Origin of the sequence: Aeromonas sp. S19(2024) (assembly GCF_041402625.1) — a bacterium.
GTDB lineage: Bacteria > Pseudomonadota > Gammaproteobacteria > Enterobacterales > Aeromonadaceae > Aeromonas > Aeromonas caviae.
Map to the genome: position 1 here is coordinate 103,763 of NZ_JBGLQU010000007.1, position 23,848 is coordinate 127,610.

Consider the following 23,848-nt stretch of genomic DNA (forward strand, 5'->3'; position numbering starts at 1 on the left):
ATCCACCGTTTTTACTACGGATTGCGCGAGCCTTTCACATGACAAAATGGACACTGGGATACTCCTGTCCCATCGCCCTGACCATCAGCCTTGTTCCTGCCCTGAGCCCGCTCATGGCCCAGGCAGCGCCACTCAATGCGCCACCCGCTACCGGGATCCTCGACAGCCTCTGCTATGACTATGTCCCCAAGATAGAGAAGCCCACTGCGGGCCAGGACGCCAATGCCCAGCCCGTCGAGGTGGATGCCGATCGCCTGGAGGCCAAGCAGGGCGGTACCGCCGTCTACGAGGGTGACGTCAAGGTGCGCCAGGGCGTGCGCAAGTTCGACTCCGACTATGCCCAGCTCGACCAGAAGAGCCGGGATGTCATCGCCATCGGCAACATCTATTACAACGATGGCCAGATCACGGTCACCAGCGACAAGACCCTGAAATCCAACCTGGACACCAAGAACTCCGAGCTGGAAGAGGGCAAGTATCAGGTCCATGGCTCACCGGTGCGCGGCTTTGCCGAAAAGGTGACCATGACCAACAACAACCAGAACATCACTCTGGAAGGGGCCCAGTACACCACCTGCCCACCGGGCCAGGAGGCCTGGACCCTGAAGGCCGGCAGCATCGACATCGATCAGTCCGAGGTATTCGGGGAGGCCTGGAACGCCAGCCTCTGGCTCTATGACTATCCGGTCTTCTACTTCCCCTATATCAACTTCCCCATCAAGGATGAGCGCAAGACCGGTCTGCTCTACCCGGGCTATACCCAAAGCTCCAAGAACGGCATGGACATCACCCAGCCGTTCTACTGGAACATCGCCCCCAACTACGATGCCACCATCACCTCCCGCTTCATGGACAGACGGGGCCTGATGGAACAGGTCGAGTTCCGCTACATGCCGGACCCGGCCCACGTGGGGAGTCTCTACTTCGAGAACCTGGCGGACGACAAGCAGTACGACGAGACGGCCAGCCTCAATCAGCATCTCTCTGACGGTCACCGTTACCTGCTGAGTGCCCGCCACACCTCCATGTTCATGGACAACGCCATGCGGGTGTCGGTGGACTACACCAAGGTACGGGACCAGGACTACAACTACTTCAACGACTTCACCCCCAAGGTCGGGACCCAGGTCGACAACCAGTTGCAGCAATCCCTGAAGGCAGGTTACTACCAGCAGAACTGGAACCTCGATGCCGAGGTACGGACCTACCAGATCCTGCTGGCCAGCGCCCAGCAACCCCACGAGCTGATGCCGCGCATCAACCACAACTACTACCAGCAGGGCAACTGGTACGATCTGGCATGGAATACCGAGCTGACCAACTTCGGCTACAACAACGATCAGGCCATCGAGCAGAACAAGGGGGAAGCCTACACCGGCACCCGGGTCTACACGGCCCCCACCCTGACCATCCCCCTCGTTGACGAGGCGGGCTACTTCCTCGACAGCCAGTACAAGCTGATGTACACCCGTTACGACCAGACGGTGCCTGACCAGATGAGCAGCACCTTCACCAATCGTTTCACCCCGAGAGAGGGCGGCGACGTCACCCTGGAAGAGGGGGCCATCACCCGGGTACTGCCCTCGTTCCGTCTCAAGGGCGGCATGACCTTCGAGCGGGATCAGCAGTGGTTTGGTGAGGGAGCCAACCAGACCCTGGAGCCTGAGTTCCAGTACCTCTATGTGCCCTACAAGGATCAGGACAACATCGGTGTCTATGACTCCACCACCATGCGCCAGGACTACTACAGCCTCTTCAGCGATCGCCGCTTCGCCGGTCTGGACCGCATCAGCGACTCCAACCGGCTCTCCTTGGGGGTCACCACCCGTATTTATGATCCGGCCGGGGATGAACGAATCCGGTTGGCCGTTGCCCAAGCCTTCGACTTCGTTGCGCCCAGGGTCAAGCTTTACAGCAGCGATGAGCTGAGCACCAATACCCGCTCCCCGCTGTCGTTCGAGGGTGACGCCAAGATCAACGAGCAGTGGTATGCCCATGCGGGGGCACAATATGATATGGAACAGCGCCAGATAAGCTCTGCCAACAGCGCCCTGGAATACCGTCACGAGAAGTTGATCAGCCAGTTGAACCACCGCTTCGTGCGGGATGCCAACTACGACCTCGACCACAAGGGCCAGGTGACGGATCTCAACCAGATCGGCCTGCTGCTGACCACCCCGCTGGACGATCGCTGGCACCTTTATGGCGGCTACTATCAGGAGCTCAACCAGAACGTCAAAGTGGACCGCAAGGTGGGTCTGAAATACGACTCCTGCTGCTGGAGCATCAACTTCAACCTGGAATGGGTCAACACGCCAGACAACGTGAACCTGACCCCGACGTCCGAGCGCAGCCTCGGCATTCAATTTGAAATGAAAGGATTGGGTAGCGTGGGTACCGGCTCCAAGGGCACTTCCCTGGACACCGAAGCACTGCCTTACATTCGTCCGTTTAACCTGCGAGACCAGTAACCGGTCTGGCAAACGCCTTGAGAGATGGATATGAAGAAGACGTTGATTTCCCTGCTGACCGCAGGCCTGTTCGGAGTCATGAGCCAGGGTGCCCTCGCCGCCCCCGAGCTGATGGACAAGGTGCTGGCCGTGGTCAACAAGGATGTGGTGCTGGCCAGTCAGCAGGAGGCCCTGGTGCAAAAGGTCAAGGCCTCTGCCCAGGAGAGCGGCCAGTCCCTGCCCGATGACGTCACCCTGCGCAAGCAGGCACTGGATCGCCTGATCCAGGAGAGCCTGCAACTGCAACTGGCGGAGCGCCAGGGGCTCAAGATCAGTGACACCCAGCTGGAACAGGCCATCCAGAGCATTGCCGCCGACAACAAGATGAACCTGGAGCAACTGCGCGCCCAACTGGAGCGGGAAGGCCTGACCTACGCCCAGTACCGTGAGGAGGTGCGCCGCGAGATCCTGATGAACGAGGTGCGCCGCAGCCAGGTCCGCCGTCGCATCAACATCTCCGATCAGGAGGTCAAACAGGTGGTCGAGGCCCTGAGCAAACAGGGCCAGCAGCAGACGTCATATCATATCGGCCATATCCAGGTCGCGCTGCCGGACAACCCGAATGCCGAGCAGCTCAACGCTGCCAAGGCCAAGATCGAGCGCATTCTGGCGTCCCTGAAAGAGGGTGCCGACTTCCGCAAGCTGGCTATTGCCGAGAGTAACGGTCCCAAGGCGCTGGAAGGGGGTGACTGGGGCTGGTTGAGCCCGCAGGAGATGCCCACCCTGATGGCGGAAGCCGTGCAAGGGGCCGGCAAGGGTGACATCGTCGGCCCGCTGCGCTCCGGCGCCGGTCTGCACATCATCAAGATCTTCGACACCAAGGGTCAGCAACAGGTCATGCAGACCGAGGTCAAGGCGCGCCACATACTGATCAAGCCCTCCATCATCCTGAGCGAGGAGAAGGCCAAGGGCACCCTGGACGGCATCCTGCACGACATCAAGAGCGGCAAGGCCAGCTTTGCCAGCATGGCAGAGAAATACTCCGAGGATCCGGGCTCTGCGGTGCAGGGTGGCGAGCTGGGCTGGTCTGATCCCAACGTCTATGTGCCGGAATTCCGCGACATGCTGGGTCGCCTGCAACCGGGCCAGATCAGCGAACCCTTCCGCACCAGCCACGGCTGGCACATCGTGCAGCTCGAGGATCGCCGCAGCCAGGACGCCACCGGCAAGGCCCAGGAGCAACGCGCCTACCAGCTCATCTTCAACCGCCGCTTCGCCGAAGAGTCCCAGGCTTGGCTGGATGAGCTGCGCGACGAAGCCTACATCCAGATCGAACCCAATTGATGGGCGACAAGCAGATGAACAAGGTGCATCCAGGGCACGCCGAGGCACAACTGAGCTGCCACCGGCTTGCTATCACCCCGGGTGAACCGGCTGGCATAGGCCCGGATCTGGTCCTGCAGATTGCCCAGCGGGCCTGGCCCCATCAGCTGGTTGTGATCGCCGATCCCGCCCTGTTGCGCGAACGGGCCGCCCTGCTAGGGCTGTCCGTCGAGCTTGAACCCTATGACGAAAGCGCCCCCACCCGTCCGCAGCGGGCGGGGACTCTGACCGTCTGCCCCGTGCCGCTCGGCGCCCCCGTGGTGCCAGGCAAGCTGGATGAGGGTAACGGCGCCTATGTGCTGGCCACCTTGCAGCGCGCCTGCGACGGCAACCTGAGCGGCGAATTCGCCGCCGTGGTGACCGGGCCTGTGCACAAGGGGATCATCAACCAGGCGGGCGTCTCGTTCAGCGGTCACACCGAGTTCTTCGCCCAGCAGTCCGACACCGCCGATGTGGTGATGCTGCTGGCCACCGAAGGGCTGAGAGTGGCCCTCGCGACCACCCATATTCCCCTTGCCTATGTGGCCAAAGCCATCACCGAAGATCGCCTTGGCAAGGTGATCCGCATCCTGGATGCGGATCTCAAGCGCAAGTTCGGCATCGAACACCCCCGGATCTATGTCTGCGGCCTCAATCCCCATGCCGGGGAAGGGGGTCATCTGGGCCGTGAAGAGATCGATGTCATCGAACCCGCCCTGGCCGCCCTGCGCCAGGAAGGGATCGATCTGGTCGGCCCGCTGCCGGCCGATACCCTGTTCCAGGACAAATACCTCAAGGATGCGGATGCGGTACTCGCTATGTACCACGATCAGGGGCTGCCCGTGCTCAAGTACAAGGGCTTTGGCAACTCGGTCAACATCACCCTCGGACTTCCCTTCATCCGTACCTCGGTGGACCACGGCACCGCGCTGGATCTGGCAGGCAAGAACCTGGCAGACCCCGGCAGCCTCACCACCGCGATCAACCACGCCATCCAGATGGTAGAGAAAAAAAGATATGAGCAGTAAGGTGCACATGGGCCACACGGCCCGTAAGCGTTTCGGTCAGAACTTCTTGCACGACCGGTATGTGATCGACCAGATAGTGGCCGCCATCAACCCGCAACCGGGTCAGAATCTGGTGGAGATAGGCCCGGGTCTGGCTGCGCTCACCGAGCCGGTCGCCGCCCAGATGGACAAGATGACCGTGGTCGAGCTGGACCGTGATCTGGCGGCACGTCTGCGCGAACACCCCACCCTGAAAGAGAAGCTGACCGTCATCGAAGCCGATGCCATGCGCTTTGACTTCAGCACCCTGATGGGGGAAGGCAAGGGGCCGCTGCGCATCTTCGGCAACCTGCCCTACAACATCTCCACCCCCCTCATCTTCCACCTGTGCGAATTTGCCGACCGGGTGGAGGACATGCACTTCATGCTGCAAAAGGAAGTGGTGCTGCGTCTGGCCGCCGGCCCGGGCAGCAAGGCCTATGGCCGTCTGAGCGTGATGACCCAGTACTACTGTCAGGTCGTGCCGGTGCTGGAAGTGGGCCCGGGCGCCTTCAAGCCGGCGCCGAAGGTGGATTCCGCCGTGGTACGTCTGATCCCGCACAAGAACCCGACTATCGTCGCCAAAGACATTCGTTGCCTGAACCGGGTCTGCACCGAAGGCTTCGGCCAGCGTCGCAAGACCATTCGCAACAGCTTCTCCAACTTCATCACCGACGCCCAGCTGACCGAGCTTGGCATCGATGGCAACCTGCGCCCGGAGAATCTCTCCCTCGAGCAGTTCGTCACGATCGCCAACTGGCTGGCCGACCAGCAACAGGCCTGATCCCATGACCCAAGCCCGGATAGTGGTCCGCCCCCACCCCAGCTATGTGGCGGGAACCGCAGATCCCTACCATTTTCTCTATCGCATCGAGATTGAGAACCTGGGTCCGGGCACGGTGCAACTGCTGCATCGACGCTGGCTCATTACGGATGCCAATGGCAAGATGCTGGAAGTGGAAGGTCCCGGCGTGGTCGGTGAACAACCCCTGATCGCCCCCGGCGAGACCTTTTCCTACCAGAGTGGCGTTCCCCTCGCCACACCGCTTGGCGTGATGGAAGGCAGCTACATCCTGCAGGATGAATCGGGGCAACAATTCGAAGCCCCCATCGCCCCCTTCACGCTGGCCGTCCCCAACATAATCAACTGAGGTTTCATGGCGAACTGTTTCGTCGGTGATATCCAGGGCTGCTACGACGATTTGCGCCGTCTGCTGGATCTTGCCGAGTTCGACTTCGATAACGACACGCTCTGGCTGTGCGGCGATCTCGTCGCCCGGGGGCCGGACTCCCTCAACACCCTGCGTTTCGTCAAATCACTGGGGCAGCAGGCCGTCACCGTGCTCGGCAACCACGACCTGCACCTGCTGGCGGTGGCCCACGGGGTCGCCCCGCTCAAGAAGAAAGACAAGCTGCAGGCGCTGATGGAGGCGCCGGATCGGGACGAGCTGCTGGAGTGGCTGCGTCACCGTCCCCTGCTGGCAGAACACCCCGACCTGCCCATCATGATGGTGCATGCGGGCCTCTCCCCCGCCTGGGACGCCCACACCGCCCGCAGTTGCGCCCGGGAGGTGGAGAGCCTGCTGCGCGGGGATCAGTACAGCTGGCTGCTGCACAACATGTATGGCGATCAGCCCGACAGCTGGAACGACAACCTGCTGGGCATAGAGCGTTACCGCTACATCATCAACAGCTTCACCCGGATGCGCTTTTGCTACTTCGACGGGCGCCTCGACTTCAAATGCAAGAAGGGCCCCACCGAATCGACCCCGGGCCTGCGCCCCTGGTTCGAGCAGCGCGAGCACCATGTGGATGACCCCATCCTGGTCTTCGGCCACTGGGCGGCCCTGATGGGCAACACCGGCAAATCCGATATCAAGGGACTCGACACCGGGTGCGTCTGGGGCAACAGCCTCACCCTGTGGCGCTACGAGGACGACGCCCTGATCGCCACCCCCTGCCCGGCCTATGCCAAGTAGAGCGGCTCTTTGCGGAACAAGGGAATGATCCGCCGTTGAGAGGACAGCAATGCCCTCTCCTGCGAAATGGAGCTGAAAACAGAACGGGCCCGGCAATGCCGGGCCCGTTTTTTCATGATGAGCGGATCAGAGCCTGCGCCCCAGCCGTTTCTCGACCTGGCGCCGCTCCCATTCCGGGCCAAACAGCTTGAAGGGCTGGAACAGGTTGATGGCGTGAGAAGCCAATCCCAACCCCCAGCCCAGCATGGGCCACCAGGCCCAGATATAATCCGGGTTGCTCAGGTAGTTGATGATGAACAGCCCCCCTATCACCAGCACATAGCTCATGAGGTGGCCGTAGAAGCCCCTGAGCCCCTCCACGAACTTCATCGCCTCCCGCTCATCCCGCGCCACCTGCACGCGTCCCCGATCTTCGCCCTCATTCCCTTTCATCTCGCTCTCCTGCAGTTGGGTCACATCGAGCTCGAAGACGGCGGCCAGGGCCTTGAGGGATTCCAGTCCAGGTTGCTGGCCCTGCTCTATTCGCTGAATGGTGCGAACGCTCAGGCCAGTGAGGGTCGCCAGCTGTTCCTGGGACCATCCCCGTTGCAATCTCAACTTCCTGACGATCATCTTGCGCTCCTTGTGGTGATTGACAGGGCCAGCATAGGGGAAGGGGATGAGAGGCGACACGACAGATGGCCGACACTCACCTGACTTCTTTTAAAAATCAAAATCTTACTACCGCGCAATCGTGGCTCTTTCGCCCGAGCAGCCAGGCTTGGCGTGCCGCTGGCGGCCAGGCGTCGCGGGGGTTACAACCCCTGCATCAGCTCGGCACCAATCTCGAAGGAGCGCAGGCGCGCCTGATGATCGACGATGGGGCCGTTGAACATCAGCTCGTCCGCTCCGGTCTCTGCCAGCAGAGCCTTGAGGCCGTGGCGTACCCGATCCGGCTCCCCCACCAGGGAGCGAGCCAGGGTCTGCTCCATCGCCATCAATTCGCGGGGAGACCACTCATCCCCCAGCGTCTGCACCGGCAGTGGCAGCTTGCCGGCATCCCCCCGGTAGAGACGCAGGAACTGCTGCTGCAGGGTGGTGAACAGGAAGCGGGCCTCACGGTCGGTGTCGGCGGCGATCAGATTCACGCACACCACCGCATGGGGTTTGGGCCAGCGGGCAGAGGGGCGGTATTGGGTACGGTAGATCTCCAGCGCCTGCAGCAACATGGCGGGAGCGAAGTGGGAAGCAAAGCCGAACGGCAACCCCATGGCCGCAGCCAGTTGGGCACTGTAGAGGCTGGAGCCCAGCAGCCAGATGGGCACATGGAGTCCCTGACCCGGCACCGCCTGCACGGCACCGACCTCGTCGCCGAAATAACTCATCAGTTCGCGTACATCCGCCGGGAAGTCATCCACCTCGCCGCTGCGCTGGCGGCGCAGCGCCTGCATGGTGCGCGGATCGCTGCCAGGGGCGCGGCCCAGGCCGAGATCGATGCGATCCGGATAGAGGGAACTCAGCGTGCCGAACTGCTCCGCAATGACCAGGGGGGAGTGGTTCGGCAACATGATGCCGCCAGCTCCGAGCCGCAACGTCGTGGTGCCCCCGGCCAGGTGGCCAATCAGCACCGCTGTGGCGGCGCTGGCAATGCCCGGCATGTTGTGGTGCTCCGCCAGCCAGTAGCGGTGGTAACCCCAGCGCTCCGCATGGCGAGCCAGATCCAGCGAGTGGCGAAACGACTCGGCCGGCAGACCACCTTCGGGAACGGGCACCAGATCCAGCACGGAATAGGGGACGACAGACATGGGACACTCCATTGGTTCACAGGGCGTTTATCAGGGGAGCAATGTAGCACGAGATATCTGAACGAATCATCTCACCACAGGGCAAGGGCGCAGCGCGAAGGCTGGCTGTTGATTTGGGGCTGAAGAGCGCAAGATCGAGTCCTAGGCTTTTTGTCATCCAGCAAGCACACTGTTAGGTGACCAATACGGCGATCGCCAGGGGACAAGGATCCGCCCATGACAAACGCAAGTCTCAGTCGCAGACCCTTTTACGTACACATTGCCACCCTTTTCATCCTGCTCTTCTCCTTGCTGGGGGGTGCCCTCATCGTGCTGCAGTTCCAGCAGGGCATGCAGCAGGGGCTGGAGCACGAACGTCAGAGCTTCCAGCAATACCGGGAGCAGCTTGCCCTCGCCATCAAGCTGAACCAGCGACCGGCCCGCATGTCCCTGAATCTGCTGCGCAGCGGCCAGCTGTCCGCCATGACAGGGCTGGAGACGCGGCTAGCCTTCCTGCCCCAGCTGGCGGAAGTGCTGGCCAACAGCACCAGTTACGGTGCCATCTATGCCGGTTACGAGGACGGCGATTTCTTTCTGGTACGCAAGCTGACCGAACGGGCGAGAGGGGCGCTGGAGGCGCCTCCGCCCGAGAGCCGCCTGCTGGTCCAGAGCCTGCATCAGGGACAGGGAGAGTTCCTCTATTTCGACCAGCGGCTGCGGCTGCTGGAGCGGCGCCCCATGCCGGATTACCGTTTCGATCCGCGAGATCGGGGCTGGTACAAGGAGGCGCGCTGGAGCACGGGCATCATAGTGACCCACCCCTACCTCTTCTTCACTACCCGGGAGCCAGGCATGACACTGGCGGTGGAGAGCGACGATCGCCGGGCGGTGATCGGGCTCGATGCGGGCGTGGAGGGACTCTCTTCCCTCATCGGCGAGTTGCCCCTGCCCGGTCGCAGCCAGCTGGTGCTGTTTGACGAGGTCGGGACCCTGCTGGCCACGGATCCCGAGCGCCTTCCAAGCTTCGAGCAACTGAGCCGCCTGCCCATGCTGTCGGCCCTCAATCATCCCATTCTCACCAGGCTGCAACAGGAGATGGCTGCTCGGCCTGCTCTGCTGCATCACCCCGCCGAGCTGACCCTGGCAACGGTTCAGGGTCAGGAGTGGCTGGTCAACCTCTCCTCCCTCGGGGAAGAGTCTCCGTTTTATCTCGCCCTCCTGGTGCCCACCGAGGTGCTCACCGCCCCGGCGCGCCAGGATGCGCTGCACAATCTCGCCTGGGCCCTTGCCGGTCTGCTGCTCCTGCTGCCCGTCATCTGGCTGGCAGCCCGGCGTACTGCCGCCCCCTTGCTGGTATTGACCGGGGAGGCTGAGCGGATCCAGCACTTCGACTTTGGCGAAAGCCCGGGGCCGGATTCGGCGATCCGCGAAATTGACGACCTCGCCCGCGCCATGTCCAGCATGCGCCTGACCCTCGGCAATTTCATGAACATGGGCCGGGCGCTGGCGGCAGAGCATCGCTTCGATTCATTGCTCAGCCGCATCCTGCACGAGACGGTGGCGGCTGCCCAGGCCGAGGGCGGCTGCCTCTTCCTGGCCCAGGAGAGCGAGATGCAGGCCGTTCACGCCATCTGGCAGGGGCAGCCGCTGGCGTGCGAACAGGTACAGTGGCAGGCGGCGCTGCTCGGCGGTCTCTACCACACGGAACGCCTCTGCCTGCCCCTCGACGAGGCACAGTGGGCCCGCTACCTCACCGACTGGGGCCCCTTCCCTGGTGCCTGCCAACTGCTGGTCGAGCCCCTTCACAACCACCGTCAGGAGCTGATCGGCTGCCTGCTGCTGATCCTGCCAGACTGCTCGGCCCGCGAACTGGCCTCGCGCATCAGCCTCATCGAGGCGCTGGCGGGCACCTCCTCCTCCGCCATCGAAAACCAGCGCCTGCTGGAGGAGCAGAAGCAACTGCTGGAAGCCTTCATCGAGCTCATCGCCGGTGCCATCGATGCCAAGAGCCCCTACACCGGCGGCCACTGCCAGCGGGTGCCGGAACTGGCCAGGATGCTGACCCAGGCTGCCTGCTCACAGCAGACGGGGCCCTTTGCCGATTTCCGGCTCAACGAAGAGGAGTGGGAGGCCATCCATATCGCGAGCTGGCTGCACGACTGCGGCAAGGTCACCACCCCGGAGTTCGTGGTGGACAAGGCGACCAAACTCGAGACCATTTACGACAGGATCCACGAGATCCGCACCCGCTTCGAGGTGCTCAAGCGGGATGCCCACATTGAGGCACTCTGCGCCCTGCTGCCCCCATCCGGGCAGCAGGCCGCCCTCGAGGCTGTAACCCCCCTCTGGCACACCCTGGATCAGGAGTTCGCCTTCGTGGCCGAGTGCAATCTGGGGGGCGAGTGGATGGCGCCGGAGAAACTCGCCAGGCTGGATGCCATTGCCAGCCGCACCTGGTTGCGCACTCTGGACGATCGGCTCGGCATCAGTCAGGAGGAGCGCAAGCGCCACCAGGAGGCACCCTCTCCCCTCCCCTGCCGCGAGTCGCTGCTCGCCGACAAGGCGGTCCATCTCATCCCTCGCCCCGAGCACGACAATCTCGCACGACACAACCCATGGGGCTTCAAGGTGCGGGTGCCCACCCACCTCTACAACCGGGGGGAGCGCTACAACCTCGCCATCGGCCGTGGCACCCTCACCGAAGAGGAGCGCTACAAGATCAACGATCACATCATCCAGACCATACGCATGCTGGAGAAGCTCCCCTTCCCCCGCCATTTGCGCAAGGTGCCGGAGATTGCGGGGGGCCATCACGAGCGGATGGACGGCACGGGCTATCCGCGCCAGTTGCAAGGGGGGCAGATGAGCATTCCAGCCCGCATCATGGCCATTGCAGACATCTTCGAGGCGCTGACGGCGAGCGATCGCCCCTACAAGTCTGGCAAAACGGTCTCCCAGTCCCTGACCATCATGGTGAAGATGGTACAGGAACAGCACATAGACCCGGCCCTGTTTGCCCTCTTCATCGAGAGCGGCATCTGGCGGGACTACGCCAGACGCTTCCTCGCCCCCGAGCAGCTGGACGAGGTCGAATGCCAGGCCCTGCTGGCAGGATCACACTGACCTTCCGCCGGCACTCGCCCATAAAAAAACGGTCAACCCGGGTTGACCGTTTTTCGTTCCACTTCGCCCCTTAGAACAGCAGGTGCGCCACACCGGCAATCACCGGCAGGGTGACCAGGGTGCGCAGCAGGAAGATGACGAACAGCTCCCACAACTTGACCGGGATCTTGCTGCCCAGCAACAGAGCGCCCACTTCCGACATGTAGATGAGCTGGGTGACCGACATGGCGGCGATCACGAAGCGGGTGATGTCGCTCTCGATAGTGGAGGCCAGCACCGCCGGGATGAACATATCGGCGAAGCCCACCATGATGGTCTTGGAAGCGGCTTCCGCCTCCGGCAGTTGCAGCAGCTCGAGCAAAGGCACGAAGGGCGCCCCCAGCCAGTTGAACACCGGGGTGTGCTCCGCCAGCATCAGGGCACAGGTCCCGACGGCCATCACCACCGGCAGCACGCCAAATACCATGTCCAGGGCGTTTTTCACCCCTTCACGCGCCACGGCGCCGAGATCCGTCATGCTGTCGGCCTTGGTCAGGGCACGATGATAGCCGTAGCTCAGCACGCTGTGCTGATGGGGGATGGCCTCCTGCTTGCGGCACAGGGGAGTACCGTCGCTGTAGACATCCTTCTTCCAGGAGAGCGGCGGCAGGCGCGGTACCACGATGGCGGCCACCACACCGGCCAGGCAGACGGTCAGGTAGAAGGGGACGAACATGTGCTCCAGCTTCACCTGGGAGATCACCACCAGACAGAAGGTGATGGAGACGGCGGAGAAGGTGGTACCGATGACAGCCGCTTCCCGCTGGGTGTAAAACTTGCCTTCATACTGCTTGCTGGTCAGCAGGATCCCGACGCTGCCATCACCGAGCCAGGAGGCGAAGCAGTCCACCGCAGAACGACCCGGCAGACGGAACACCGGACGCATGATCCGGGTCATCATGGTACCGACAAACTCCAGCAGACCAAAATCCAGCAGCAAGGGCAGCAGCAGGCCCGCAAAGATGAAGACGGAGAATAGTACCGGCAGCAGATCATGCAGCACCAGGCCGCCGGTCGCCCCTGAGCGCAGCACCTCGGGACCGGCTTCAAAGAAGGTCAACAGCACGAAGACCCCGCCCAGCACCCGCACGCAGGCCCAGAAGGGGGATACGTTGAACAGGCTGTTGAGGAAGGGACGGCGCACCAGGATCGCCGGTTTGAACAGCCAGGCGATCAGGGTCATCAGCATGGTGGTGGTGATGATGGCGCTGACCATGGCCACCAGATGATCGGCAAACACCGTTTGAACCAGCTTCGCCAGCACGGCGACGGGAATGGTGACATTGCCGTCATAGATGACCGGGGTCATGAACAGCAGGATCCCGATCAGTGACGGGATCAAAAACATCAGCACGTTGCGGCGAGTACGGATTGCCGGTGCTTCCAGGGTCTTTTCCAACATATAAACAGCCTTAAATGTGACTTTTCCTTCAGCCGGGCCGCCTGCATACTCATGCCCTCGCCCGGAAAACGGGCGCAAGAATAACCCAAAAAACTGCACAAACAAGCCGTTAATTGATCATTTCAAGCATAAATATTTTATCAGGCGAACCATCCATAAGAACAAACCAAAACAGTCATGCATATCGATTCAATTTGAATGGTTAGCATAATGTTTCATACAGGTTACATTCAGGTGCGCAGTATAATCCGCAGCCACTGTCAGGCAATAAGAGACATGAAAAATATATCTATAGGGTGATCCCGTCGATCCTCCCATAAAAAAACCGGAGCCTGTCTGGCTCCGGTCTTGTCACGAACATGATGCTCAATCGCGAACGTAAATGACTTCGACGCCGTCGTCGTCCTCATCATCCCAGTCGTCATCGTCCAGACCATCATCGAAGGCCTTGGACGCCGCCAGGGCATCGGCTTCCGCCTTGGCCAGCTGGTTCTTGTGATAGTCGTCCCACTTGAACTCCACCTTCTCGATGGCGTCTCTGGCATCTTCCGCCAGCTGACGGGGCATGGTGTCCAGCAGATCCAGGATGTCGTAGCACACCTTCTTGGTGCCTTCCTTGCTGATGGCGGTGATGGCGTAGACCGGACCTTCGTGGTTGAGGGCTGCCTTGACTCTGTCCATCACTTCCTGAGCCTCTTCTTCCAGGATCAGGTCCATCTTGTTGAACACCAGCCAGCGCGGCTTGCCCGCCAGCTCGGGGCTGTATTTTTCCAGCTCCCGGACGATGGTCACGGCATTCTCGGCAGGATCGGAGCCATCCACCGGGCAGATATCCACCAGGTGGATCAGGACGCGGCAACGCTCCAGGTGCTTGAGGAAGCGGATACCCAGGCCTGCTCCCTCGGCAGCCCCTTCGATGAGGCCGGGAATGTCGGCAATGACGAAGGAGCGGGAGTTTTCACCGCGTACCACACCCAGGTTCGGTACCAGGGTGGTGAAGGGGTAGTCTGCCACTTTCGGACGGGCCGCAGAAACGGCGCGAATGAAGGTGGACTTGCCTGCGTTGGGCAGACCCAGCATGCCGACATCCGCCAGCAGCAGCAGCTCCAGCCTCAGGGTACGCACTTCACCCGGGGTGCCGTTGCTCTTCTGGCGCGGCGCCCGGTTGACCGAGCTCTTGAAGCGGGTGTTGCCAAGGCCGTGGAAGCCGCCCTTGGCAACCAGCAGCTTCTGATCGTGACTGGTCAAATCTCCCAGCAGTTCGCCGGTGTCTTCATCGGTGGCGCGGGTGCCGACCGGTACTCGCAGGATCTTGTCCTTGCCGCGACGACCGGTACAGTTGGCACTCTGGCCGTTCTCGCCACGCTCGGCGGCGTGGAAGCGCTCGAAACGGTAGTCGATCAGGGTGTTCAGGTTTTCATCGGCCACCAGATACACGTCGCCACCATCACCGCCGTCACCGCCGTCCGGGCCGCCGTTCGGGATGTACTTCTCGCGGCGGAAGCTCACACAACCGTTACCACCGTCACCGGCATCGACTCGAATCTGGACTTCATCAACAAACTTCATAGGTAACCGTCACCTTAATTCGAAAAACCGATACGCAATTATAGTGATACGGGCCCCTTCGGGCGAGGCGCATCTGGCCGATGAGGGCTGTCAGCGCCGGCTCATCCGCGTGCCGTTTTTTCGTCAAACTCATCAGAAAAACAAAAGCCCCGCCAGGTTGGCGGGGCTTCGGATCCTTGCGGTCCGTAATTACTCAGCAACGATGCTGACGTACTTACGATTCTGCGGACCTTTAACTTCGAACTGCACTTTACCGTTCGCGGTAGCGAACAGAGTGTGGTCCTTGCCCAGACCAACGTTCTCACCAGCGTGGAACTTGGTGCCGCGCTGACGAACGATGATGCTGCCAGCCAGAACTGTTTCGCCGCCGAAACGCTTCACGCCCAGGCGTTTAGCTTCAGAATCGCGACCGTTGCGGGATGAACCGCCAGCTTTTTTGTGTGCCATCTATCGGACTCCTCTAATTAAGCGCTGATGCCAGTGATTTTGACTTCAGTGAACCACTGACGGTGGCCCGCTTGCTTACGGTGGTGCTTACGACGACGGAACTTGACGATAGTCACTTTCTCGCCACGGCCGTGAGCCACAACTTCAGCCACAACCTTGCCACCTTCAACGAAAGGAGCACCTACTTTGAAAGTGTCGCCTGCAGCAACCATCAGCACTTCGTTGAAGTCGATGGTAGCGCCAGTCTCAACGTTCAGCTTTTCCAGACGAACGATTTGACCTTCGGCCACACGGTGTTGTTTTCCGCCGCTTTGGAATACCGCGTACATTTGATTAACTCCGTAAAGGCGTGTCTTTTGCTCAAGGCCAGACACGCACAAAAACCTATAACAATGGGCGGGCATTCTACGCAGAACGATTTGCCGAGGCAAGGCCAATTTAGCAAAAAGTTTATTTTGTGCGCATATCTGCCCCCGTGAATAAACGCCTAACTGTAACCCATTGTGAAATCGTGTAGAATCCCCGCCATTGCTAAAAACGCAGTAAATGCTGCCGTCACGTTACGAGACTTATGGACCAACAGACTATCCGTGCGCTCTGTGCCGCCGACATGACGGCGGTCAATGAACTGATCCTGGCGAGACTCCAGTCCGATGTCAGCCTGATCAACCAGCTGGGTTTCTATATTGTCAGTGCAGGCGGAAAACGGATGCGCCCCATGCTGACCGTGATGGCCGCACGCGCACTGGGCTATGAGGGTGAAGATCACCTGAAACTGGCCGCCATCATCGAATTCATCCACACCTCCACCCTGCTGCACGACGACGTGGTCGACGAATCCGACCTGCGCCGCGGCCGGGAAACCGCCAACGCCCTGTTTGGCAACGCCGCCAGCGTTCTGGTGGGTGACTACCTCTACAGCCGCTCCTTCCAGATGATGAGCGAACTCTCCAACCTGAAGGTGATGGAGATCCTCTCCGATGCCACCAACACCATCGCCGAAGGCGAAGTGCTGCAGCTGATGAACTGCAACGATCCGGATACCACGGAAGAGAGCTACATGACGGTCATCTACTGCAAGACCGCCAAGCTGTTTGAAGCCGCAACCCGACTCGCCGCCGTGCTGACCCATCAGCCCGAGCCCGTCGAGCAGGCCATGACCGACTACGGCAAGTACCTGGGTACCGCGTTCCAGATCATCGACGACGTGATGGACTACTGCTCCCAGAGCGAGGAGATGGGCAAGAACGTGGGTGACGATCTGGCCGAAGGCAAGCCGACCCTGCCGCTGTTGCGTGCCATGGAAGTGGGTACCCCGGAAGAGCGTCAACTGGTGCGCGATGCCATCGAGCACCGCAACGGGATGGATCACCTGGAGCGTATTCTGGGCATCCTGGATCGCACCGGAGCTCTCGAATACTCCCGCCAGCGAGCTCGGGAAGAGGCTGACAAGGCCATCGACGCCCTCGCCATCCTGCCGGACTCCCGGCACAAGCAAGCGCTGGAGACCCTGGCCCACATGGCGGTGCAGCGCAGCGCCTGATGCCAGCCCGCGGACAATAAAAAAGAGGCCCTCTGGCCTCTTTTTTATTGTCCGAATTCGCCGTGCCACTGTCGTATCAACACAGATTCTAACGGGCCAACGCCCACAAGATGACACCACCTGCCACCACCAGACAGCCGCCGATGCGGCGCAGCTGTTCCGGCGGCAACTCCCCGAGCAGGCGCAGCATCTGCTGCCATGCCCTGGGAGCAAGCAAGGGCCCCAATCCTTCGAAGAGCAGCAGCAACCCCAGCCCCATCAACATGGATGTCAGCATCACCTCTCCTTCTCCCTGTTCCCCTGCCGGTCTGTGGCCGGCAAACAAAAGGGCCTGAATCATCAGGCCCTTGGGTCATATCAACACATGTTTACTGCTTGTTGCCGTGCGGCGACTTGAGGTAGCGGAAGAACTCGCTGTCCGGTTTCAGGACCATGAGGTCGTTGCCACCGGCGAAGCTCTTGCGATAGGCCTCCATGCTGCGCACGAAACTGAAGAACTCCGGGTCCTTCTTGTAGCTGTCGGCATAGATCCTGGCGGCTTCGGCATCCCCTTCACCACGCAGTTGACGGGCATTACTCTCGGCGTCGGCGATCATCACGGTCACCTTGCGGTCGATGTCGGCACGCAGGATCTCGGCCTGCTCGCGGCCCTGTGAACGGTGTTCACGGGCAACCGCGGTCCGCTCGGCACGCATCCGCTGATAGATGGAACTGGAAACTTCCACCGGCAGGTTGATCTGCTTGATGCGCACATCCACTACCTTGATGCCGAGCTCGGAGGAGCGCGCCATCTTCATCAGGGCATCTTCCATCACGGTACTGCGCTCGCCGGAGACGATGTCCTTGATGGTGCGGTTACCGATCTCGGAACGCAGGCCGTTGTTGATCTTGCGCTTGAGCAGGTCTTCAGCCTGGATCTTGTTGCCACCACCGGTCGCCAGGTAGTACTTGGAGAAGTCCTCGATCTTCCACTTCACGTAGGAGTCGATGATGAGGTCCTTCTTCTCGGACGTAACGAAGCGATCCGCCTGGCCTTCCAGAGTCTGGATGCGGGCATCCATCTTGCGTACCTGGTCGATGAGCGGCACCTTGAAGTGCAGACCCGGCTCGTACAGGCGCGGTTCACCGGAGTCGACCCGTTTCACCTTGCCAAACTGCACCACGATCCCCTTCTGTCCTTCATCGACGATGAAGATGGAAGAGAAGCAGACCATGGCGGCCACAGCGATGACACCAATAGCTAGCTTTTTCATCTATCAGTTTCTCCCTGTGCTGAAACGATCACCGCCACGCAGCGGGGTCGGAGTGGAGTTGGCCCCTTCGTTGGACGGCTGGGCCGCCTCGACTGCCGGGGTGCCCGCAGGACGTGCCGGTTGCACGGCATTCGCCTTGCCAGAGAGCTTGTCGAGCGGCAGGTAGATCATGCTGTTGTTGCCGGCCGGCATGTCGACCACCACCTTGTTGGCCTGCTGATAGAGCTCTTCCATGGTTTCCAGGTAGATACGATCACGGGTCAGCTCGGGCGCGGCCTGATACTGGGGCAGCAGCTCGTTGAAGCGAGCGACTTCACCCTTGGCCTTCAACACGATCTGGGACTTGTAGGCTTCGGCCTCCTGCTCCAGACGTTTGACCTGGCCACGAGCCTTGGGCTCCACTTCACGGGCATAGGCTTCCGCTTCACGGATGAAACGCTGCTCATCTTCCTGGGCGGAGATGGCGTCATCAAACGCATCCTTCACCTCTTCCGGCGGACGCGCCGGCAGGAAGTTGACGTCCACGATCTGCAGACCCATCTGATAGGGCTCGATGATGCTGTCGATCACCTGCCAGGTTTCCTGACGCACCTTCTCACGACCCGTGGTCAGCACATCGTCCATCCGGGTGTGACCCACCACGTAGCGCAGGGCGCTGTCGGTGGCCTGGCTCAGGCTCTCGTCGGCGTTGGTCACGCTGAACAGGTACTGCTCGGGATCGACCACGCGATACTGCACGTCCATCTCGACCCGTACCACGTTCTCATCCTGGGTCAGCATGAAACCGGACGCCGGCAGGGAACGGACAGACTCCACGTCCACCGGGATCACCCGGTCGATGAAGGTCGGTTTCCAGCGCAGGCCGGGATCCACGTTGTGGGAGTATTCGCCAAAGCGCAGCACCACGCCTCGCTCGGCTTCGCGAATGGTGTAGAAGCCGCTGACGACCCACACCACCACGGCCACCACCAAGGCGATGGAGAGGCCGAACTTGCCGACGTCACCACCACCGGATTTGCCACCACCGAGCAGACCGCCAAAACGACGGCTCACCTTGCGAAGCATCTCGTCCAGATCAGGGGGGCCCTGATTCTTGCCGTTGTTCCCCCAGGGGTCACGGTCTTTGCCATTGTTACCAGGCTCATTCCAAGCCATCAGCGTCTCCATTAATACATGCGGATGGATATCATCTCTATCGGGCCACAGAGGAGCGATGAAATCAGCAAACCATTTATATTCATCGACCCATCAATGCCTGATAAAGCGTTGTAAACTCTCACCTTCTTGTTTCATGAGGCGGTTCCAGTCAGCCAGTTGCAGGCGAACTTCCAGCACAAAGTCCCCCTCCTCGCTGAAACCTTCCTGCTCGATACCTTTCAGCCGATAGAGCGCACTGCGCAGTCTGGCGGCGGAAGGGGGCAGTTGCAGGGTGTGATGCACCATGGAGCCGGCCAGCAGTTCGGTCAGTGCCTGGAACAGGTATTCACTACCCTCGCCAGTCTGGGCCGACAACCAGACTCGCACCGGTCGTCCAGCCTCATCCCGTTCAAGACCAGCCGGACGATCCCCCAGCTTGTCGATCTTGTTGCAGATCATCAGTTGGGGACGGTCATCCGCCTCGATCTCGGCCAGCACACGCTGGACCGACTCGATATTCTCCTGCATCTGTTCATCGGCGCAGTCCACCACGTGCAGCAGCAGGTCCGCTTCGCGAGTCTCCTGCAAGGTCGCCTTGAAGGCCGCGACCAGATCATGGGGCAAGTGCCGAATAAATCCAACTGTATCCGCCAGGATCACATCACCCACATCCTGGATCACCAATTTGCGCAGGGTGGGGTCCAGGGTTGCGAACAATTGGTCGGCAGCATACACGCTGGCATCTGTAAGTTGGTTGAACAAAGTGGATTTTCCGGCGTTGGTATACCCCACCAGAGAAACGGTCGGCACTTCGTTGCGGTTGCGGGCACGGCGCCCCTGCTCCCGCTGCTTGGCCACCTTGTCAAGGCGGCGCAAAATGGCCTTGATGCGCTCACGCAGCAGGCGTCGGTCGGTTTCAAGCTGGGTTTCACCCGGGCCGCGCAGACCGATCCCCCCCTTTTGTCGCTCAAGGTGGGTCCAGCCTCGCACCAGACGAGTGGAAAGATGGCGCAACTGGGCCAGTTCGACCTGCAACTTGCCTTCGTGAGTGCGGGCGCGCTGGGCGAAGATATCGAGGATAAGACCAGTCCTGTCCACGACCCGGCACTGGAACAGACGCTCCAGGTTGCGCTCCTGGGCGGGGGTCAGGGCATGGTTGAAGATGACCACGTCGGCGTCCAGCATCTGGACCTGGGACGCGATCTCTTCCGCCTTGCCGCTGCCGACAAAAAATTTGGCGCTGGGTGCGCTGCGACTGGTGGTGATCACCCCCAGTGCATTGACCCCGGCCGAGCTCACCAGCATCTTGAGCTCGTCCAGATCCTCCCGCTCGCCCTCATCGCTGAAGTTGACATGTACCAGAACGGCCTGTTCACCAGCTTCGTAACGGTCAAACAAGCGCTTGCTCCTTGACAGGTATCATGATGGATCTGAGTTGGCGAGTGAACTCGCCGCAGGATATCACGCCTCGGCTTCACCCTGCTCTTCACCGGCGGCGCCCGGGGCGTGCTGGTGATGGTTGACGGCACGGGCCGGCACCACGGTGGAAATGGCGTGCTTGTAGACCATCTGGCTCACGGTGTTCTTCAGCAGAATCACAAACTGGTCAAACGATTCGATCTGACCCTGCAGTTTGATGCCGTTCACCAAATAGATAGAAACAGGAATACGCTCACGGCGCAGCGCATTCAAAAACGGGTCTTGGAGAGATTGCCCCTTAGCCATCTTTCTTTTCCTTATAGTTTGTTGTTTTTAAACACCGGATATTCAATATAACAACCTGATTATACAGGAGTGTCAAGCCGGACCAGCTTGGGCGACGACCCTGGCCAGATTGCCAGACTCACCAGATTCCAACCAGGTCACATCAGGCCAACCGCGCAACCAGGTCATCTGACGCTTGGCCAACTGGCGGGTGGCAACAATGCCGCGATAACGCATCTCATCATACTCCACTTCCCTCGCCAGGTAGTCCCACATTTGGCGGTATCCCACGCAGCGAATGGAGGGAAGATCCGGGGTGAGATCCCCCCGCTCGTAAAGCGCCCTGACCTCCTGCTCGAAGCCGCTGCCCAGCATCTTGTCAAACCGCTGTTCGATGCGCTGGTGCAGCACGGCCCGATCCCTCGGCGCGATGGCAAACTGCAGCGCCCGGTAGGGCAGCCCCTCTCCCTGTACCTGGGTCAGCTCGGTGAGGGTCTTGCCGCTGATGCGGTAAACCTCGAGCGCCCGGCACAGGCGCTGGGGATCGTTGGGGTGGATGCGGGCACCGGCCACCGGGTCGATGCGCACCAGTTCGTCATGGAGCGCCTGCCAGCCGAGGCGGGCAGCCTCTTCCTCGATGCCGGCCCGAATGGCGGGATCGGCGGAAGGCAGCGGAGAAAGCCCCTCCAGCAGCGCCTTGAAATAGAGCATGGTGCCGCCCACCAGCAGCGGAATGCGACCACGGTCGGCGATCTCTTTCATCTCCCGCAGGGCATCCTTGCAAAAATCCGCCGCCGAATAGCTCATGGCGGGATCCAGGATGTCGATCAGCCGGTGCGGGGCCTGTGCCAGCTCGGCTGGCGTCGGCTTGGCGGTGCCTATGTCCATGCCGCGATAGATGAGCGCGGAGTCCACGCTGATGATGTCGCAGGGCAGGGCCTGGCACAGTTCAATGGCGAGATCCGTCTTGCCGGAGGCCGTCGGCCCCATCAGAAAAATTGCAGTCGGCAAGTCAGCCACGTTAAACACTCCCTTCGGCCGCCCCTTCACGGGCGAGCCGGCATAAAACTGGTCATATAGATGCAGCAGACGACGAGACGCCGTCAGTTGCCATCGGCAAACTCGGCCAGCACGTTCGCCAGCGGCAACGGACGCACCATGCGAACGTCTGCCAGTTGGTCACTGAAATCGGCAACAAGTTCCGTCAACAACCGGGTGGCAGTGGCAAAATCGTATATTTTTTCGGCACTTATACCTTGTTCCACCAACCACTGGCATAGTACTCCAGCCTGCGCATCGGCATCACTGTCAGATCCGCTCTCGACCAGCTGCAACAATTCGGGTAAGAGGCGGGCCAGATCGGTCTGGCGCAGCAGGGCGGGCACCCGAGTCAGGATCATGGTGTCGCGTCCCCCGCTTTTCAACTCCAGCCCCATGCGTTTGAGCAGACGTTCCCGCTCCTCCACCAGGGCGACCAGGTTTTTCGGCAGCTTGAAGGAGACCGGCAGCAACAGAGGCTGGGCCGCCAACCCCTGGCCCCAGGCATCCAGCAGCCAGTGGCGCAACAACAGACGCTCGGCGCGCACCAGGGAGAGCAGCGCCAGCTGCCCCTGACGCTCCATCAGCAGATAGGCCTGCTCGACCAGGCTCAGGGCGCGCCACTCCCCCGTTCGGGCTGGCGTCTCGACGGCACCGCTCTCGGCTACGGGCCGGGATGCCGGCATCGCCACCTCGGGCAGGGTGGTGAGCAAGGCGCCCATGCCTCGCATGGCGGCCCGGCTCGGGGGTTCGGGGGGCTGGTAGTGTCCTCCCCTGCCACCACCGCCTTCCCGCACGCCGTCGCCATCTCGTGCAGGGGCAGGAGCCCGATAGCCGTGTTCGGCACCGTACCACTCGGTGCGCGGCGCCTGACCCGGATAGGTGATCTCCGGGCTGCCCGGCAGCTCGACCTGGGTCTCGGCCAGGGGTGCATCGGTGGCGCTCCCTGCCCCGTCCTGACGCAGGGCGGTAAACAGCGCCTGGAAGATGAAATCGTGGATGAGACGCGCCTGATGGAAACGCACTTCGTGCTTGGCCGGATGGACGTTGACATCCACCTGGCGGGGATCCAGCTCGATATAAAGCACATAGGCCGCGAAGCGATCGGCGGGCAGCAGCTCGTCATAGGCCTGGCGGATGGCGTGATTGATGAGCTTGTCCCGCATCATGCGGCCATTGACATAGGTGTATTGCAGGTCGTTCTGCGGCCTGGCCCCTGCCGGAGTGGCCAGCCAGCCCCACAACCGCACGTCGCTGTGTTCGCTCGATACCGCCAGGGCATGGTGCATGAAGGGGGAGCCGCAGACGGCGGCAAGGCGGCGCTCCTGCTCCGCCACCGTGTTGGCGGCCTTGTACTGGCGCACCACTTTGCCGTTGTGACGCAGGATCAGGGTGGCGTCGAAGCGGGAGAGCGCGATGCGGCGCACCAGTTCGTCGATGTGGGCAAATTCGGTCTTTTCGCTGCGCATGAACTTGCGCCGCGCCGGGGTGTTGAAGAAGAGATCCACCACCTCCACCGTGGTGCCCACCGGGTGGGCCGCCGGCTTGACGGTGACGCTCATCTCACGCCCTTCCGCCTGGGCCTGCCAGGCCTCGCTCTGCTCTGCCGTACGGGAGGTGAAGGTGAGGCGGGAGACGGAGCTGATGGAGGCGAGCGCCTCCCCGCGAAAGCCCAGGCTGTTGATCCCTTCCAGATCGTCCAGGGTCGCCACCTTGGAGGTGGCGTGGCGCGACAGCGCCAGCACCAGCTCATCCCTGGCGACACCGCAGCCGTTGTCACGAATGCGGATAAGCTTGGCGCCTCCCTTGTCGATGTCGATCTCGACCCGGTCGGCCCCCGCATCCAGGCTGTTTTCCACCAGTTCCTTCACCACGGAGGAGGGCCGCTCCACGACCTCACCGGCAGCAATCTGGTTGGCCAGAATCGGCGGCAATATACGGATTGGCATCGCTTGCTCCTGCAGATGAAAAAGGGGAAGAGGTGGACCTGGCG

Annotated in this window: 21 protein-coding genes; 8 read left to right on the plus strand and 13 right to left on the minus strand. The window is 61.3% G+C overall.

Translation table 11 applies throughout. From position 1 onward, the window contains the following. Nucleotides 1–38 precede the first annotated feature (38 nt). Genes lptD through ACB037_RS15080 form a run of 6 tightly spaced genes read left to right on the plus strand, consistent with a single transcriptional unit; the run spans nucleotide 39 to nucleotide 6,837 of the window. Nucleotides 39–2,471 (plus strand): LPS assembly protein LptD, encoded by a 2,433-nt coding sequence (lptD, locus tag ACB037_RS15055; protein WP_371175519.1) that lies wholly within the window; start codon nucleotides 39–41, stop codon nucleotides 2,469–2,471. Nucleotides 2,472–2,501: 30 nt separating this feature from the next. Beyond that, entirely contained in the window at nucleotides 2,502–3,794 is a 1,293-nt protein-coding gene (surA, locus tag ACB037_RS15060; RefSeq protein ID WP_010673209.1) for a peptidylprolyl isomerase SurA, read from the plus strand. 50 nt (nucleotides 3,795–3,844) lie between these two features. Beyond that, nucleotides 3,845–4,840 (plus strand): 4-hydroxythreonine-4-phosphate dehydrogenase PdxA, encoded by a 996-nt coding sequence (gene pdxA / locus ACB037_RS15065; RefSeq protein ID WP_080944220.1) that lies wholly within the window; start codon nucleotides 3,845–3,847, stop codon nucleotides 4,838–4,840. Then, nucleotides 4,830–5,642 carry a 16S rRNA (adenine(1518)-N(6)/adenine(1519)-N(6))-dimethyltransferase RsmA gene (gene rsmA / locus ACB037_RS15070; protein ID WP_010673207.1) on the plus strand — a complete coding sequence of 271 codons (813 nt, stop codon included), beginning with the start codon at nucleotides 4,830–4,832 and terminating at the stop codon, nucleotides 5,640–5,642. The genes pdxA and rsmA overlap by 11 nt, the downstream gene beginning before the upstream one ends. A 4-nt stretch (nucleotides 5,643–5,646) precedes the next feature. Then, on the plus strand, nucleotides 5,647–6,009 hold the full coding sequence (gene apaG, locus ACB037_RS15075; RefSeq protein ID WP_010673206.1) for a Co2+/Mg2+ efflux protein ApaG: 363 nt from the start codon (nucleotides 5,647–5,649) through the stop codon (nucleotides 6,007–6,009). A 6-nt stretch (nucleotides 6,010–6,015) separates the two neighbouring features. Then, nucleotides 6,016–6,837, plus strand: coding sequence for a symmetrical bis(5'-nucleosyl)-tetraphosphatase (locus tag ACB037_RS15080; RefSeq protein WP_039040022.1), 822 nt, complete (start codon nucleotides 6,016–6,018; stop codon nucleotides 6,835–6,837). 126 nt (nucleotides 6,838–6,963) lie between these two features. On the opposite strand, the gene ACB037_RS15085 is transcribed toward ACB037_RS15080, so the two are convergent. Together ACB037_RS15085 and ACB037_RS15090 are read right to left on the minus strand one after the other, a co-directional pair. Further along, nucleotides 6,964–7,449, minus strand: coding sequence for a 2TM domain-containing protein (locus ACB037_RS15085; RefSeq protein ID WP_045523772.1), 486 nt, complete (start codon nucleotides 7,447–7,449; stop codon nucleotides 6,964–6,966). 182 nt (nucleotides 7,450–7,631) lie between these two features. Beyond that, on the minus strand, nucleotides 7,632–8,621 hold the full coding sequence (locus ACB037_RS15090) for a luciferase-like monooxygenase (RefSeq protein ID WP_371175520.1): 990 nt from the start codon (nucleotides 8,619–8,621) through the stop codon (nucleotides 7,632–7,634). 216 nt (nucleotides 8,622–8,837) lie between these two features. On the opposite strand from ACB037_RS15090, the gene ACB037_RS15095 reads away from it, so the two are divergent. Beyond that, nucleotides 8,838–11,723 carry an HD domain-containing phosphohydrolase gene (locus tag ACB037_RS15095; RefSeq protein WP_371175521.1) on the plus strand — a complete coding sequence of 962 codons (2,886 nt, stop codon included), beginning with the start codon at nucleotides 8,838–8,840 and terminating at the stop codon, nucleotides 11,721–11,723. Nucleotides 11,724–11,793: 70 nt separating this feature from the next. Here ACB037_RS15095 and ACB037_RS15100 read toward each other — a convergent pair whose 3' ends face one another. The 4 genes from ACB037_RS15100 to rplU form a co-directional block, all read right to left on the minus strand. Continuing rightward, on the minus strand, nucleotides 11,794–13,164 hold the full coding sequence (locus ACB037_RS15100) for a YjiH family protein (protein ID WP_201984548.1): 1,371 nt from the start codon (nucleotides 13,162–13,164) through the stop codon (nucleotides 11,794–11,796). Between the two features lie 366 nt (nucleotides 13,165–13,530). Beyond that, the gene (cgtA, locus tag ACB037_RS15105; RefSeq protein WP_010673200.1) at nucleotides 13,531–14,733 is read right to left on the minus strand and encodes an Obg family GTPase CgtA; all 1,203 of its coding nucleotides are present in this window, start codon (nucleotides 14,731–14,733) and stop codon (nucleotides 13,531–13,533) included. A gap of 189 nt (nucleotides 14,734–14,922) precedes the next feature. After that, nucleotides 14,923–15,180: a 50S ribosomal protein L27 gene (gene rpmA, locus ACB037_RS15110; RefSeq protein WP_010673199.1), complete on the minus strand. Its 258-nt coding sequence runs from the start codon at nucleotides 15,178–15,180 to the stop codon at nucleotides 14,923–14,925. Nucleotides 15,181–15,197: 17 nt separating this feature from the next. Next, the gene (gene rplU, locus ACB037_RS15115) at nucleotides 15,198–15,509 is read right to left on the minus strand and encodes a 50S ribosomal protein L21 (RefSeq protein WP_005304210.1); all 312 of its coding nucleotides are present in this window, start codon (nucleotides 15,507–15,509) and stop codon (nucleotides 15,198–15,200) included. A gap of 242 nt (nucleotides 15,510–15,751) precedes the next feature. Here rplU and ispB point away from each other — a divergent pair, with 242 nt between their 5' ends. Beyond that, nucleotides 15,752–16,723: an octaprenyl diphosphate synthase gene (ispB, locus tag ACB037_RS15120; RefSeq protein ID WP_043152564.1), complete on the plus strand. Its 972-nt coding sequence runs from the start codon at nucleotides 15,752–15,754 to the stop codon at nucleotides 16,721–16,723. 88 nt (nucleotides 16,724–16,811) lie between these two features. Here the strand turns inward: ispB and ACB037_RS15125 are convergent, their stop codons facing one another. From ACB037_RS15125 to mutL, 7 genes are all read right to left on the minus strand, one after another. Next, complete coding sequence (locus tag ACB037_RS15125) at nucleotides 16,812–17,000, minus strand: DUF2065 family protein (protein ID WP_010673197.1); 189 nt, start codon at nucleotides 16,998–17,000, stop codon at nucleotides 16,812–16,814. A gap of 91 nt (nucleotides 17,001–17,091) precedes the next feature. Beyond that, complete coding sequence (gene hflC, locus ACB037_RS15130) at nucleotides 17,092–17,976, minus strand: protease modulator HflC (protein WP_010673196.1); 885 nt, start codon at nucleotides 17,974–17,976, stop codon at nucleotides 17,092–17,094. 3 nt (nucleotides 17,977–17,979) lie between these two features. Beyond that, nucleotides 17,980–19,131, minus strand: a complete 1,152-nt coding sequence (gene hflK / locus ACB037_RS15135) for an FtsH protease activity modulator HflK (protein ID WP_010673195.1) — start codon at nucleotides 19,129–19,131, stop codon at nucleotides 17,980–17,982. A 93-nt stretch (nucleotides 19,132–19,224) separates the two neighbouring features. Next, nucleotides 19,225–20,511 (minus strand): ribosome rescue GTPase HflX, encoded by a 1,287-nt coding sequence (gene hflX / locus ACB037_RS15140; RefSeq protein ID WP_010673194.1) that lies wholly within the window; start codon nucleotides 20,509–20,511, stop codon nucleotides 19,225–19,227. A gap of 63 nt (nucleotides 20,512–20,574) precedes the next feature. Beyond that, nucleotides 20,575–20,838, minus strand: coding sequence for an RNA chaperone Hfq (gene hfq, locus ACB037_RS15145; RefSeq protein ID WP_011704864.1), 264 nt, complete (start codon nucleotides 20,836–20,838; stop codon nucleotides 20,575–20,577). Between the two features lie 72 nt (nucleotides 20,839–20,910). Next, nucleotides 20,911–21,828, minus strand: a complete 918-nt coding sequence (miaA, locus tag ACB037_RS15150) for a tRNA (adenosine(37)-N6)-dimethylallyltransferase MiaA (protein ID WP_371175522.1) — start codon at nucleotides 21,826–21,828, stop codon at nucleotides 20,911–20,913. A 92-nt stretch (nucleotides 21,829–21,920) separates the two neighbouring features. Then, nucleotides 21,921–23,804 carry a DNA mismatch repair endonuclease MutL gene (gene mutL / locus ACB037_RS15155; protein ID WP_319859139.1) on the minus strand — a complete coding sequence of 628 codons (1,884 nt, stop codon included), beginning with the start codon at nucleotides 23,802–23,804 and terminating at the stop codon, nucleotides 21,921–21,923. Nucleotides 23,805–23,848 lie beyond the last annotated feature (44 nt).